The sequence below is a fragment of the Streptomyces guryensis genome (assembly GCF_021261325.1).
GTDB lineage: Bacteria > Actinomycetota > Actinomycetes > Streptomycetales > Streptomycetaceae > Streptomyces > Streptomyces guryensis.
The window spans coordinates 1-13,132 of record NZ_JAJSBI010000059.1 but is presented as its reverse complement, the minus strand read 5'-3'; the positions used below and the strand labels follow the sequence as shown (position 1 = coordinate 13,132).

The following is a 13,132-nucleotide window of genomic DNA, read 5'->3' as shown; positions in this document are numbered from 1 at the left end:
CACCCGCCGACGGCACTCGGCGAACGGACAGCAGGCACCGATCCCCTATGAACAGCAGTCAGCTACCCTGACACTTGCCGCATAACGAAACGAACAGGTGTCCACTCCTCGGGGGCAAGGCCCCAGCCCTTTTCGCTATGTGGTGGCCGGGGCGAGTTGCCAGGTGGTGCCGGTTCGGGTGAGTCCGAGGTTGATCAGGCGGCGGAGGTTGAGGGCGGCGGCGCGGTGGTGGAGCCAGATGTTGTTGGCGATGATGCCGCGATGCGGGACGCGGCGGCTGCCCTTGGCGACCAGCCAGGCGATGGCGCGTTCGACCGGGGGCCGCCATCTGCGGTATTCGGCCTGCCAGGCCGGATCGGTGGCGGCCTGATGGCGGGCGGCGGTCAGCAGTTCGTGCTGAGGGTGGACATTGAGGGTGCGTCCGGTCTTGGAGGTGGTGCAGCGTCCGCGCAGGGGGCAGCTGGCGCAGAGCTGCTTGAACTGGGCGGTGCGGGCGCCGTCCGCTTTGACGCGGCCGAGGTTGGCGGTGCGTCCGGCCGGGCAGGTCGCGGTGCCGGCCGCTGGGTCGATGCGGAAGTCGTCGATGGTGAAGCCGCCGGGGATCACCTGCCGCAGCGGCGGTGGCTTGATCACCGGCGTGTGGCCCGCGGCCTGCAACTGTCCGCGCAGGTCGCCGGTCCCGTAGGCGGAGTCGCCGAGCACGGTTAACTCCCCGTCCTCCCCGTCCAGACGCTTCCGGCGAGCATGATCATTACATCCAGCTCCACTGCGAACTTCGATACGAGCCCGCCCCCAACTTCGGGCCCTGCGGCACTTCGAGTCCTGGTTCTTCCACGACTCGGACGACGAGCTCGACCGCTGGGCCGACGGCCTTGGCCGCCAGGAATTCTGGACGATCGTCCGCCACTTCCATCCCCAGGAAACCAGGGTCCACCAAGAACAAGTGTGATCACAGCCGCGAAGCGACCTGCCCGGTTACGGTCCGCGACCGCTCCCCAAGATCTGTGCCAGAACCGAGTTCGGGAGTCACTCACGGCCGTGTGGACGGCTTGCAGCCCGTCCACACGGGAAAGGTCGTCCGGTTCGGGTTGATTCGCGGCTGAGCTTGGCCCTCTCCCGGTGACGAGGCCACAGTGACAGTGCTGCGCCGACCGGACGAGCAGATGTGGCTCATGCCGCGCAATCCGTCGTACGACCCGGTACCCGGTGACGACGTGCGGATCCTCGGCAAGGCCGTCGGCGTCCTGCGCCTTCTCCGAACAGGCGGAAATCCCTTGGAGACAGGCCTGTTGGCCGTGCCAGGCTGTCGCTGCCAAAGGGGCGTAGCTCAGATGGCCGGAGCGCCGGTCTCCAAAACCGGATGCCGCAGGTTCGATTCCTGCCGCCCCTGCCACTGAATCGGGCAAGTGGTCGATGACGGTTGGCCGGCCGTGCGGCGTGAGGGCGCACCGCCCATGGCGACGCATGCCCGTTCGAGGCACCGTACGCCCGCGACGCCGGAGCAGCCCTGACCGACTGACGACGTCGGCTCCGGCCCACGTCGAAGAACGCGAGCCGGAGCCAAGCCGGACACGGGAAGGTGATGGTGGTCAGTCCGCGGACCGCACGGTGGGTGTGGCCAGGGCGACCGGGCCGGTGGCGGCACCGGTCTTGCAGGAGTCGTGGCAGTTCTTCTCCAGGCTGCAGCACAGTGAGCAGATCGCCCCGGAGTGGAAGGTGCAGTTGGCCACGTCGGGCCGTTCGAAGTCGGTCGTGCACACGGTGCAGGTCAGCGTGGCCGCGGAGGGCAGGCCGTCCGTCCCGAGCAGCGGCTCCTCGAGGTCGTCGACGCGGGCGATGTAGTACCTGCCCTTCGTGAGCACGGCGAACAGCGGTGAGAGGGCCATCGCGAGGAACAGGGCGATGAAGGGGGAGTACGCCTTGCCGTAGTCGCCGAAGGCCTCGAAGTACGCGGCGATGGAGACGGCGGAGGCGATGAGTATCGAGCCGAAGCCGACGGGGTTGAAGTTGTACAGGTGGGCGCGCTTGAACTCGATGTACGACGGGCTCAGTTTCAGCGGCTTGTTGATGACCAGGTCGGCGACGACCGCGCCGATCCAGGCGATGGCCACGTTGGAGTAGAAGCCGAGGACGGTGTTGAGGAAGCCGAAGACTCCGCCCTCCATCAGGGCCAGCGCGATGCCGACGTTGAGGAAGATGTAGACGACCCGGCCCGGGTGCCGGTGCGTGAGGCGGGAGAAGAAGTTCGACCAGGACAGCGAACCGGAGTACGCGTTCGTCGAGTTGATCTTTATCTGGGAGAGGATCACGAAGAACGTCGCCAGTCCCAGGGCGACGGGCGCCGCGAAGGTCTTGAAGCCGTGCACGTACTGCTGGATGGGCTCGTTGGCCTTGGACAGGCCCACACTGCCGGCGATGTAGAAGGCCAGGAACGCCCCGCCGATCTGCTTCGCCGCGCCGAGAACCACCCAGCCGGGACCGGCGGAGAGCACGGCGCCCCACCACTTCCCCGCGTTCTCGGGGGTCTTGTCGGGCATGAAGCGCAGGTAGTCGACCTGCTCACCGATCTGTGCGATCAGTGACAGGGCCACGCCGGCGCCCGCGCCGACGCCGAGCATGCTGATGCCGGAGCCGGTGGGGGAGTTGCCCGCGAAGTGGGTGAACTGCGAGAACTTGTCCGGCTCCTGGATGGCGATGGAGACGAACGGTGCGACCATCAGCACCAGCCAGACCGGCTGCGTCCACACCTGCATCTTCGACAGGGCGGTCATGCCGTAGATCACCAGCGGCAGGATGATCAGCGAGCAGATCAGATAGCCGACGGCCAGGGGGATATGCAGGCCCAGCTCGAGGGCCTGCGCCATGATCGAGCCTTCGAGGGCGAAGAAGATGAAAGTGAAGCTGGCGTAGATGACCGACGTGAGGGTCGAGCCGAGATAGCCGAAACCCGCGCCCCGGGTCAGCAGGTCCATGTCGATGGAGTACTTCGCCGAGTAGTACGAGATCGGGATGCCGGTCAGGAAGATGACCACCGCCGCGGCGAGAATGGCCACCATGGCGCTGGAGAAGCCGTTGGAGATGGCGATCGAGCCGCCGATGGCGAAGTCGGCGAGGTAGGCGATGCCACCGAGCGCCGTCGTGGCCACCACGTAGGGAGTCCAGCGGCGGAAGGACTTCGGCGCGTAGCGCAGCGAGTAGTCCTCCAACGTGTCGTTCTGCGCCCAGTTGTTGTACGTCCGTCCGCCTGTACTCGCCGGCGGTGCTTCCTTGTCGACGATCTCCGTCACGACATTCCCTCTTCCCAGCACGGGGGACGACCCGGGCGACCCCGGGTGACTGCACGGAAGAGTCACGCCGCACTGTTTCTTGAACGTTTCGCTTCCTTTAAAGGGAAAGGTCTTTGACGGGCCTTTATTCGACGCGCGTAGATAGTCCGCGACCAGGAGTGTTCCCGCGTGGGCGGGGCGCCCGTCGATGGGAGGCTGTGGCGAGCGAAGGGCTCGATTGAATACAGATGCCTCGCCTCCGCCGGATGCTTCCCGTAGAAACTATTTCTGTGGCAGGGTAATGTCAATCAACGGCCAGGGAGCGGGTCAGAGTTGGGTGACGACGTGGAAGTCGAAGGCATCCGCCCGTGCCAGGTACAGCCGTTGGGTGAGATGGTTGCCGCGCAGCCGCAGTGCGCCGCGCGGGCCCTCGTAGGAGACCGTTTCGCCCACCGCGCACATCGTCTTCACGTCCAGCGACCGCGCCCGCTCGGCCAACGCCGCCAGCAGGCGCACTCCTTCGAAACACGACTCGCCCAGACTGCCCACGACGGGTGCCTCCACACCGAACCGCGCCGCGTAACGCGCGCTGAAGTCCAGGCTCTCGGCGGTCGCGAGCGTCTCGAAGAAACCGGCCGTAGCCCACAGCCCGTCGGTGGCCCCCGCTCCGGTGGCCAGCAGGATGTTCTCGTCCATGTGGGTGCTCAGCCGCAGGCACCGCTGATGCAGACCGTACCCGGCGAACGCCCGGTTGAAGTGAGCTGCGTCGTCCCCGACCAGCAGCATCAGTACGGCGTCCGCCTCGCACCGCTCGATCCGGCGCAGCACGGGCCCGAAGTCGCGTGTTCCCAGGGGCACGAAGACCTCGCCGCGCACCAGGCCGCCGCAGGTGCGGGCGTATCGCCGTGCGGCACGGGCGCTCACGCGCGGCCACACATAGTCGTTGCCCACCGTGCACCAGCGTCGCGCTCCGGTTGCCTCGGCCAGCAGCCGCATCGCGGGCAGCAGTTGAGCGGTGTCGGTCTCGCCCGTCAGGAAAACCCCGGGTGTGCGCTCGCCGCCCTCGTACTGGGCTGTGTAGACGTACGGCACGCGGCCCGCGATCCGCGGCAGCAGCGCCTGGCGCACCGCCGAGGTGTGCCAGCCCACCACCCCGTCGACGGCGCCCAGCGACACCAGGGCCTCGACTTCGGCCGCCACCTGCTCCGGCGACGCCCCGCCGTCCACCGTGACCAGGTGGACCTCCTGGTCCAGTACGCCGCCCGCGGCGTTCAGCTCCTCCGCGGCCAGTTGCGCGGCCAGCTCGCACGACGGCCCGAAGACCCCCGCCGGTCCCTGCAGCGGCACGACCAAGGCCACGACCAGCGTCGTGCTCGAATCGTCATTCCCTCTCGGCGGCACCGGATGCACAGACCACCTCCGTGAGGGCACTGGGCGCGCGGATCCCGGTCCGGGCCCCGGCACCCTCGCGGAGGCTCGTAATCTGCCCGAACCCTAGACCTACGGAAGGACACCGGCAATGCCGTCGGAACCGTCCTCGCCGGACCTTGCCCACCTCCTCAGTCACGCCGAACGATGCCTGGGCCGGCGCTTGGCCGCGATGCTGGCCGAGGAGGGCTGCTCGGTGGATGAGTGGCGCGTCCTGTCGGCCGTCGCCGACGGGCAGGGCCACCCGATGTCCGAGATCGCCGACCACGCCCTCATGCCGGCGCCCACTTTGACCAAGCTCGTCGACCGCATGGTCGCCGGCAACCTGGTCTACCGTCGGCCCGACCCCGACGACCGCCGCCGCGTCCTGCTTTACCTCACCGCCCGCGGCCGCATCCTCCACCAGCGCGCCGCCCACCGCGTCCGCTCCGACCAGACCCGGCTTCTCGACGCCATCGGTGACCAGGGAGAGCTCACCCGGCTCCTGTCTCTGCTCGCGGCGACGGTCGACGGGTTGCCTGCGGTGGCGCCCAGCAGACCGCATAGTTGATCTTTTGAGGTGGTGAAGCCCTGCGCCCACGCGCTCAAAGAGGGAGCGCGGCCACAGCGCGGGCGGGATGACAGGGGCTGAGGAGGACGACGATGCCCGTGCCCTGGGGTGAGGGGGCGCGGCCTGTGTCCAGCCCTGCGGGCGGTAGCAGGAGACGGCGCGCGGCGAGCGGACGGACGTGAGCGGCCAGGAGCGGCCTTCGGGGGCGTCCTCGGTGACCGCTCCGAGCAGTTCGGCGGCCAGGCCCGTGCCGTGGGCGGCCGGACAAACGGCGAGTTCGTCGAGCCGCCATCGGGGGGCGGCATCGCCGTCCGGATCGCTCACCCACGGCAATGCGGCCTTGACTTCGCCCACAAGCAGGCCGTGCGGGCTGCGGCCTCTGCGACCGGCCGGGTACGCGCGGTTTCAACGTTGACCGGCAATCGGGTGCATCGTCCTGCAGCATCCGGCATCTGCGAACCTGGCGGATTCGGTCGGCGTACGGGTGCAGGCGGGCCCCGGCGGTTCCGTCGGCGAGTGTGCGCTGTCCGGCGGCCGGCTGGGCGGGTGTGGGGGCCGGGCTGGTGTGGCCGAGGAAGTCGAGGGCAGCCTGCGGGCCGTGGTCGCGGCGGGCGGCGGCCACCTCGTCCAGGTCCCAGGCCGTCTCGGCGACGAACGGTGCGGCGCGGGCCGCGCGCCAGGGCGTCCAGGATGACGGTGGATCTCGCGGGTGTGCAGCGAACGCGCCTGTGTGGTACCGGACTTGAGGGTGAGCGTCCAGCTCGCCGGCCGGTTGCAGGCCCAGGTGGGGGCCCCGGGTGCCGGCCGGTCCGCCGCCGTTGGGGGATCGCTTCGGCAGCCCTGGTCAATCGTCGGGTTTTGAGCGGCCACGGGCGGGGCAGCCCCTATCAACCGGGGGGAAGCGTATGCGGCAACGGTCGACTCTGCCTCTGCAGATCACGGTTCTGGTCTCGGCGACGCTGATGGAGCTCGCGGCCAACTTTGCGGCGAACGCCGTCCAGTCGCCCACCGTGCGGTTTCTCGGCCGGATCGCGCCGGTGGTGGTGGTCGTCCTGCTGGCCGTGACCATCGTGGGTGAGGTGGTGGTGCACCGGCAGGCGCACCCCGCGGCGCCGCGGCCCGCCTGGGACCCGCAGCACACCCCCTACCCGGGGCTCGCCGCGTTCGGGCAGCAGGACGCGGCCGTGTTCTTCGGACGGGACACCGAGGTCGCCCGGATCATCCGTCGGCTGAACGCGGCCACGCCGGACCCGCAGGACAGGTTCGTGGGCATCACGGGGATGTCGGGAAGCGGCAAGAGCTCCGTGGTGCATGCCGGGGTCCTGCCGCGCCTGCTGAAGTCGCGGTGGACGGTCCTCCCCGTGATCGTGCCCGGTACCGACCCGTTGGAGAGTCTGGCCGACAGCCTGGCGCAGGCGAGCGGGCGCGACCGCGAGGACGTCGCCCGTCGTCTGCGGGACGGCGACCTCGCCCACGTGCACAGGTCACGTACGACAGGTGGCGTGCTGCCGGGTCGCACGCTGCTGGTGATCGACCAGCTGGAGGAACTGATCACCTTCGCTGCGGAAGCCGACCGGGAGAGGTTCCTCGCCGGAGTCTCGGCGGCGCTGGCGGCCGACCGCCGGCTGTGGGTGGTGGCCACTTTGCGCGTGGAGTTCCTCCAGGACTTCCTCTCCTGTGGCCAGCCGCAGCTGTTCACCTCGCCGATGGCGCTCGGTGCCATGAGCACGGCCGAGTTCGTCGCCGTCGTCGAGCAGCCCGCCCGGCTGGCCGGGATCACCTTCGAACCCGGGCTGGTCGCGCGGATCGTGGAGGACACCGGCACTGCGGACGCCCTGCCCCTGCTGGCCTACCTGCTGCGGGAGCTGTACCTGTCGATAGGAGACTCGCGCCTCGCCACCACGGAGAGCTACCTGTCCCTCGGCGGCGTCACCGGCGCCCTCGCCCGCCAGGCCGACGAGGTCTTCGCCTCCGTGGTCGAGCAGTTCGGCGCGGACACCGTCCTCGCGGTGCTGCTGCTTCTCGTCGGGATGGATGCGGGCGAACCGGTGAAGCGCCGGGTGCCGACGGCCGGCCTGTCGGACCGGGAACGGGAGATCCTGCGCCCCTTCGACAAGGCCCGGCTGCTGGTCGTCACCCAGTTCGACGGGGCTCCCGTGCTGCAGGCGGCGCACGAGGCCCTGTTCCGTCAGTGGCCGCCGCTGCAACAGCAAGTGGCGGTCCGTGCCGAGCAGTTGAAGAGCCGCAGCGAACTGGAACGCTGGGCGTTTGACTGGCGGTCCTCGGGACGCAGCCCCGACTACCTCCTCACCGGGGAGCGGCTCGCCCTGGCCCGGAGATGGCTGGCGGGCCTGGAGTCCGCCAGGGAGGCGACGGCGGACATGCAGGAACTGGTCACGGCTTCCCGGAGCCAGGACCGGGACTTCCTGCACCGGGTCTCCGAGTCGGTCGGCCAGTACGTCCTGGCGAACGCCGAGCGGGAGCCGGAGCTGGGCACCCTCCTGGCGTCCGCCGCCCTCGCCGAGTGCCCGCCCACCGCCACCGCCGTCCGGGCGCTGATGGCCTCGCTCGCCCACAACCACACCCAGGCCGTACTCACCGGCCACACCGCCGGCGTCCGCGCCGTGGCCTGGTCCCCCGACGAGGCATGGATCGCCACCGGGTCGCTGGACGGGACCGCCCGTATCTGGGACGCGGCTTCGGGTGCGCCCGCCGTACTCCTGGAGGGGCACGCCGCAGGGGTCGTGGCGGTGCACTGGTCGCCGGACTCACGGAGGGTCGCCAGCGCCTCGCGCGACCGCACCGCGCGGGTATGGGATCCCGTCACCGGCGAGACCGTCACCGTGCTCGAGGCCTTCAGCGACACGGTCCGCGACATCGCCTGGTCCCCGGACGGCTCCCTGCTGGCCGCCTGCTCCCGGGACCGGCACATCCGGCTCTTCGACACCGCGACCTGGCAGCCGACCGCCGTACTGGCCGGCCACCGCAACGAGATCTACCGGCTCTCCTGGTCCCCGGACGGCACACGGCTGCTCTCCGCCGCCTACGACCGGTCGTACATCATCTGGGACGTCGCCACCGGACGCCCGCAGCGGGTCATCGAGCGCTCGTACAACCACGCCACCCCCGTCTCCTGGACACCGGACGGTGGTTGTCTGCTCTCCGGCGAGGAGCGGGTGAGAGTCCTGGACGCCGGGACCGGAGAACTGCGGCGGACCCTTCAGGGGCCGGACGCGCTGATCATCAATCTGCAGTGCTCCCCGCAGGGAGACAGCTTCGCCATCGCCTCACGCGGGTCCGAGGTGCACGTCCGCACAGTCGCCCACGGGGACGAACTCGCCCACCTGTGCGGCCACACGGACCGGGTGGAGGCGCTCGCCTGGTCACCCCGCGGCGACCGCATCGCCACCGGCGCCGAGGACGGCACGGCCCGCATATGGACCGTTGGCACGCGCAGCACCGAACTGCTCCAGATAGCCGAACACCCCGGCCCGGTCCTCGGCTTCGACATCACTGCCGACGGCGGTCACCTGGCCGGCGGCGCCATCGACGGCAAGGTACGGATCTGGCGGACCGACGACGGCGAGAAGGTCAGGACCCTGACCGGGCACACCGCCGGCATGAGAGCGCTGCGCTGGGCTCCTGACGGCCGACGGCTCGCCAGCAGCGCAGACGACAACACCGTCAGGATCTGGCAGCCCTTCACCAGTGACGGGCACCGGACCCTCTTCACCGGGCAGGAGACGGTCGAGGCCCTGGCCTGGTCACCCGACGGGACCCGGCTGGCCGTCGCGGGACGTGACCACCGCGCCACCGTCCTCGATCCGGCGAACGGCACGGTCCTCGGGCAGTACGCGGATCACTCCCAGTGGATCTGCGCCCTGGCCTGGTCACCCGACGGGACACTGCTGGCAACAGGATCGGACGACCATACGGCGCAGATCTGGGACCTCGCCGCCCGGCGCCTGCTCCACCGCCTGACCGGCCATCAGAGCTGGGTCGACGCGGTGGCCTGGTCCCCGGACGGAACCCGGCTCGCCACCAGCTCCGGCGACTGGACGGTACGGGTCTGGGACACCGCCACCGGCACGCTCCGGCACGTGCTCCAGGGCCACGAGGCCCGCGTGCACGCGGTCGCCTGGTCCCCGGACGGCCACGCGCTCGCCACCGCCTCCACCGATCACACGGTCCGCCTGTGGAATCCGCGGCGCGGTGGCGAGGGCCGGATCATCGGCATCCACCGCAGCCGGTGCAACTGCGTCGCATGGTTCCCCGACAGCCGTCGAGTGGTCTCCGCCGCCGAGGACCGCACCATCCGCGTCTGGGCTGCCGAGGGCGACACGCAGGCCCTGCTGTCGGCGGCACGCGGCCGGATCTTCCGCTCACTGACACCCGAGGAACGCCGTACCCACCTGCTCCCCGAGACCACGCCGGGCCCAGCCCCCGGCACCCGAGCTCCGTGACGATCCACCGCGTTCTACGGCCGTTGCCCGCCGAGTTGTCCCCGAACTCCCCGGGATTGTCCGTGATCGGCAAAGGAGCAGGCGCAGTCGGCCGTGCGCGATGCGTAGGAGGGGCCGAAGAACCTGATCGTGTACAGCACCCGGACCGTCGGCTCCCGCGTCCGGGGCGGCGGCCATCAACACCACCGCGCGTCGCGGCCCGATCGGCTTTTTCCGGGACACCCCGCCGGCCACCAGGGCGGACGCTTCGTCCTCGGCCAGCGCCTCCGGATACTGCTCCAGACCGATCACCCGGCGCCTGAGCACCTCTTCCGCGTCAGCCAAGTCCGCCGGCACCCGCACCAGTTCGGCTTCAAGCTCCTCCACCAGCACCGCCGAGGTCTTCCGCCGTGCTTCCAGCACCGCCCGCATCGACGGCATCCGCCACCCCCGCAACATCCCGACCGACAACGGGTCGAGACGTCCGTGACAGCTGCAAACCCACGTCTGACCAGCGGAATCCGCACACGGGGTTCGGAAAGAGAACGACCTCTAAGCTTGACTCTGTCGGGAATCTTGAGGGCGGGCGTCACTTCCCTTGGCGCCACCACAGCGGCCGGGGTAAGTCGTGTGCGTCGAGGTACTGCTGGAATGCTGTGGGAGGGCGGGGCCGGTACGAGCCGTCGGCGGGTTCTTGAAGGCTCAGCCGCTCGACGTTGATCGCGAGTGCGGTCAGGACGTGCTGGACGTGCGTCTTGGCCAGGCCGCGGTAGCGGCACCGGCGTCCGCGGTAGCCGTCCGCGAACTCCTCGCCGGGCGCGTTCACGGCGCTCTGTCGCCAGGACGTCCCGGTGGCCGGCCCGGCTTGGCCGGGCGGGTGGTGGCTGCCTGGACGACGAATTCCTCGTCGTCAGGACCGAGCAGGCGGGGACGGCCTCGCGCCCACTGTGCGACATCCCGCGAGCTCTCCTGAGCCCGGACAGGTACCTGAGGCGCGCTGGCTCCGCTCAGGGCTGATCTCCGTCACCGGCCCGGGATCGGAACGGCCTCTTGGCGCACGCGCGCCCGGTAGCGCTGCGGCGACTCCCCGATAACGCGCTTGAACGCCGTGCTGAACGCGCTCTCCGAGCCATAGCCCAGCTCGGCGGCGAGCGCCGCGACGCGGGCGTCGCCGTTCCGCAGCGCGCGCTGGGCCAGCAGCATGCGCCACCGGCCCAGGTAGGTGAGCGGCGGTACACCGGCGGCCTCGCGAAACCGCTCCGCGAATGTGGTCCGGGACATCGCGGCCGCGCGCGCCAACTCCTCCAGTCCCCATGCGTGTTCGGGGCGGCCGTGGAGCAGGTCGACGGCGGGGCGCAGGCGCTCGTCGACGAGCAGGCGCAACCAGCCGGAGGGCAGGGGGGTCTGGTCGGCGTAGCAGCGCAGCACCTCCAGCAGGAGCAGTTGGCTGTACTGCCGGATCGCGAAGGCCGAGCCGGGCCGGTCGTCGGTGGCCTCGTCGAAGAGCCGAAGCACGGCGGCGAGCAGCCGGTCCCCGTCTCCGGCGGCGGAGGACCGGATGTGGGCCACCGGCGGAAGCGACTCCAGCAGGAGCGTCCGCCCGGCCTCGTTCACGCTGACGGCCCCGCCGATCACGACGTCGTCGACAGCCGGGTCCGAGCCCGCGAAGCGGGTGGTGGAGAAGTCCGACTCCGGCTGGACCTCGTGGCGCGGTGCCTCGCCGGCCTCGAAGGCCACCCACGAGCGCCCGGTGAGGATTGCCACGTCTCCCGGCACGAGGTCGACCGGTTCGGCGACGCCGTCGGTGGTGAGCCGGGCGCGCCCGCTCACCATCGCGAAGAACTTGACCGGATCGGCCAGCGGGCCGCGGGCCCACCAACCGCCGCGGGCCGCGACGCCGCCGGTCAGCACGCTGCGCACCTCGACCAGGTCGAGTGCCTCGGAGAGTCGGTCGGCATCCATGTCCGTACTCTCGCGCAAGAAATCCGGATTCACAAGTATTCATAGTCCGGCCAACGACAGACAGGCTGGTGTCAGCGACACAGCAGTGAGACCTGTAAGACCTGAAGGAGACACCATGCGCTACCGCAGCCTCGGCCGGACCGGGATCAAGGTCAGCCCCTACGCCCTCGGCGCGATGATGTTCGGCGCCCTCGGCAACCCCGACCACGACGACTGCGTCCGCATCATCCACCGCGCGCTCGACGCCGGCATCAATCTCGTCGACACCGCCGACATGTACGCGCACGGCGAGTCGGAGGAGATCGTCGGCCGGGCGCTGAAGGGACGGCGGGACGACGTCGTGCTCGCGACCAAGGCCTGGTTCCCGATGAGCGACGAGCCGAACCACCAGGGCTCGTCCCGGCGCTGGCTGGTGCGCGCGCTGGAGGACTCGCTGCGCCGCCTCGACACCGACCACGTGGACATCTACCAGATCCACCGCCCGGACCCCGACACGGACATCGAGGAGACCCTCGCGGTCCTCACCGATCTGCAGCGGGCCGGCAAGATCCGCACGTTCGGCACGTCGGCCATGCCGGCCTCCGACATCGTCCGGGCGCACTGGGTCGCCGAGCGGCGCGGGCTGGCCCGGCCGCGCACCGAGCAGCCGGTCTACTCGATCCTGAACCGGGGCATCGAGCGCGAGGTGCTCCCGGTGGCGCAGGAGTTCGGCATGGGCACCCTGGTCTGGTCGCCGCTCGGCGGCGGCCTGCTGACGGGGCGGTACCGCAAGGGCCAGGAGGCCGAGACGCACCGGTCGAAGTTCGGCTTCCGGCAGCACACGGACGACCGTCGGCTCGACGTGGTCGAGCAGCTCATCCCGCTGGCCGAGGAGGCCGGCCTGCCGCTCACGCATCTCGCGATGGGCTTCGTGCTCGCCCACCCGGGCGTGACGTCCGCCCTCCTCGGACCGCGGACCATGGAACACCTGGACGACCTGCTCGCGGGCGCCGACGTCACCCTCACCGACGATGTGCTGGACCGGATCGACGCGATCGCGCCGCCCGGCACCGACACCGGCACCCTCGACCACGCCTACCAGCCGCCGGCCATCGAGCGCCCCGAACTGCGCCGCCGACCGGCCGGCGAGCGCACGGCGGCATGACGCCGGCTCCGGCCGGAACCCTGCCTGGCGGTTGGATGTGTAGTGGCGTGCGTGGGGCCCGGCCGTTGGGGATGTGGTGGCTGAGCCTGTCCGTGCGCACAGGTTGACCGACCAGGAGGGACAGAAGCTGCAGCAGATCGTGCGCCGGGGCAGCACCAGTTCGGTGCGGCTCCGGCGGGCGATGATGCTGCTGGCCTCGGCCGGCGGGAACCGGGGCCCGCGAATCGTGGCGATATCTATCGTGCCATGGGCTGCTACGACGACGCGGTGGCCGACTACACCCGTGCCGTCGAACTCGCTCCGGACCGTGCCTGGTACCGCTTCGATTACGGGATCGCGC

The 13,132-nt window shown here is 70.3% G+C and carries 8 protein-coding genes, 1 tRNA gene and 3 pseudogenes; 6 read left to right on the top strand and 6 right to left on the bottom strand.

What is annotated here, in order from left to right:
• Positions 1-135: 135 nt before the first annotated feature.
• Complete coding sequence (locus LJ657_RS47730) at positions 136-702, bottom strand: transposase (RefSeq protein WP_232656040.1); 567 nt, start codon at positions 700-702, stop codon at positions 136-138.
• Between the two features lie 614 nt (positions 703-1,316).
• Here LJ657_RS47730 and LJ657_RS47725 point away from each other — a divergent pair.
• A tRNA-Trp gene (locus LJ657_RS47725) sits at positions 1,317-1,393 on the top strand.
• 196 nt (positions 1,394-1,589) lie between these two features.
• Here the strand turns inward: LJ657_RS47725 and LJ657_RS47720 are convergent.
• Together LJ657_RS47720 and LJ657_RS47715 are read right to left on the bottom strand one after the other, a co-directional pair.
• Complete coding sequence (locus LJ657_RS47720; RefSeq protein ID WP_232656039.1) at positions 1,590-3,287, bottom strand: purine-cytosine permease family protein; 1,698 nt, start codon at positions 3,285-3,287, stop codon at positions 1,590-1,592.
• 306 nt (positions 3,288-3,593) lie between these two features.
• Positions 3,594-4,676, bottom strand: coding sequence for a substrate-binding domain-containing protein (locus LJ657_RS47715; RefSeq protein WP_232656037.1), 1,083 nt, complete (start codon positions 4,674-4,676; stop codon positions 3,594-3,596).
• A gap of 109 nt (positions 4,677-4,785) precedes the next feature.
• Between LJ657_RS47715 and LJ657_RS47710 the strand changes: the two genes are divergently transcribed.
• Positions 4,786-5,244 (top strand): MarR family winged helix-turn-helix transcriptional regulator, encoded by a 459-nt coding sequence (locus LJ657_RS47710; RefSeq protein ID WP_232656035.1) that lies wholly within the window; start codon positions 4,786-4,788, stop codon positions 5,242-5,244.
• A 472-nt stretch (positions 5,245-5,716) separates the two neighbouring features.
• Here LJ657_RS47710 and LJ657_RS47700 read toward each other — a convergent pair.
• Positions 5,717-5,918, bottom strand: a pseudogene (locus LJ657_RS47700) (OB-fold nucleic acid binding domain-containing protein); the annotation flags it as partial.
• A 231-nt stretch (positions 5,919-6,149) separates the two neighbouring features.
• Between LJ657_RS47700 and LJ657_RS47695 the strand changes: the two are divergent.
• Positions 6,150-9,707, top strand: a complete 3,558-nt coding sequence (locus tag LJ657_RS47695) for a WD40 repeat domain-containing protein (RefSeq protein WP_232656034.1) — start codon at positions 6,150-6,152, stop codon at positions 9,705-9,707.
• Positions 9,708-10,389: 682 nt separating this feature from the next.
• Here the strand turns inward: LJ657_RS47695 and LJ657_RS49470 are convergent.
• Together LJ657_RS49470 and LJ657_RS47675 are read right to left on the bottom strand one after the other, a co-directional pair.
• Positions 10,390-10,479, bottom strand: a pseudogene (locus LJ657_RS49470) (transposase); the annotation flags it as partial.
• Positions 10,480-10,709: 230 nt separating this feature from the next.
• On the bottom strand, positions 10,710-11,648 hold the full coding sequence (locus tag LJ657_RS47675) for an AraC family transcriptional regulator (RefSeq protein WP_232656032.1): 939 nt from the start codon (positions 11,646-11,648) through the stop codon (positions 10,710-10,712).
• A gap of 115 nt (positions 11,649-11,763) precedes the next feature.
• On the opposite strand from LJ657_RS47675, the gene LJ657_RS47670 reads away from it, so the two are divergent.
• The 3 genes and pseudogenes from LJ657_RS47670 to LJ657_RS49310 all read left to right on the top strand — a co-directional run.
• On the top strand, positions 11,764-12,792 hold the full coding sequence (locus LJ657_RS47670) for an aldo/keto reductase (protein ID WP_232656030.1): 1,029 nt from the start codon (positions 11,764-11,766) through the stop codon (positions 12,790-12,792).
• Positions 12,793-12,868: 76 nt separating this feature from the next.
• Positions 12,869-13,027: pseudogene (locus LJ657_RS47665) on the top strand (IS630 family transposase); the annotation flags it as partial.
• An 11-nt stretch (positions 13,028-13,038) separates the two neighbouring features.
• The coding region (locus LJ657_RS49310; protein WP_372488083.1) for a hypothetical protein at positions 13,039-13,132 on the top strand (94 nt) is incomplete at its 3' end.

Excerpts from the sequence above, each read along its gene's own strand:
- LJ657_RS47710 (WP_232656035.1), top strand. The coding sequence starts at position 4,786 with ATGCCGTCGGAACCGTCCTCGCCGGACCTTGCCCACCTCCTCAGTCAC.
- LJ657_RS47695 (WP_232656034.1), top strand. The coding sequence starts at position 6,150 with ATGCGGCAACGGTCGACTCTGCCTCTGCAGATCACGGTTCTGGTCTCG.
- LJ657_RS47675 (WP_232656032.1), bottom strand. The coding sequence starts at position 11,648 with ATGGATGCCGACCGACTCTCCGAGGCACTCGACCTGGTCGAGGTGCGC.
- LJ657_RS47670 (WP_232656030.1), top strand. The coding sequence starts at position 11,764 with ATGCGCTACCGCAGCCTCGGCCGGACCGGGATCAAGGTCAGCCCCTAC.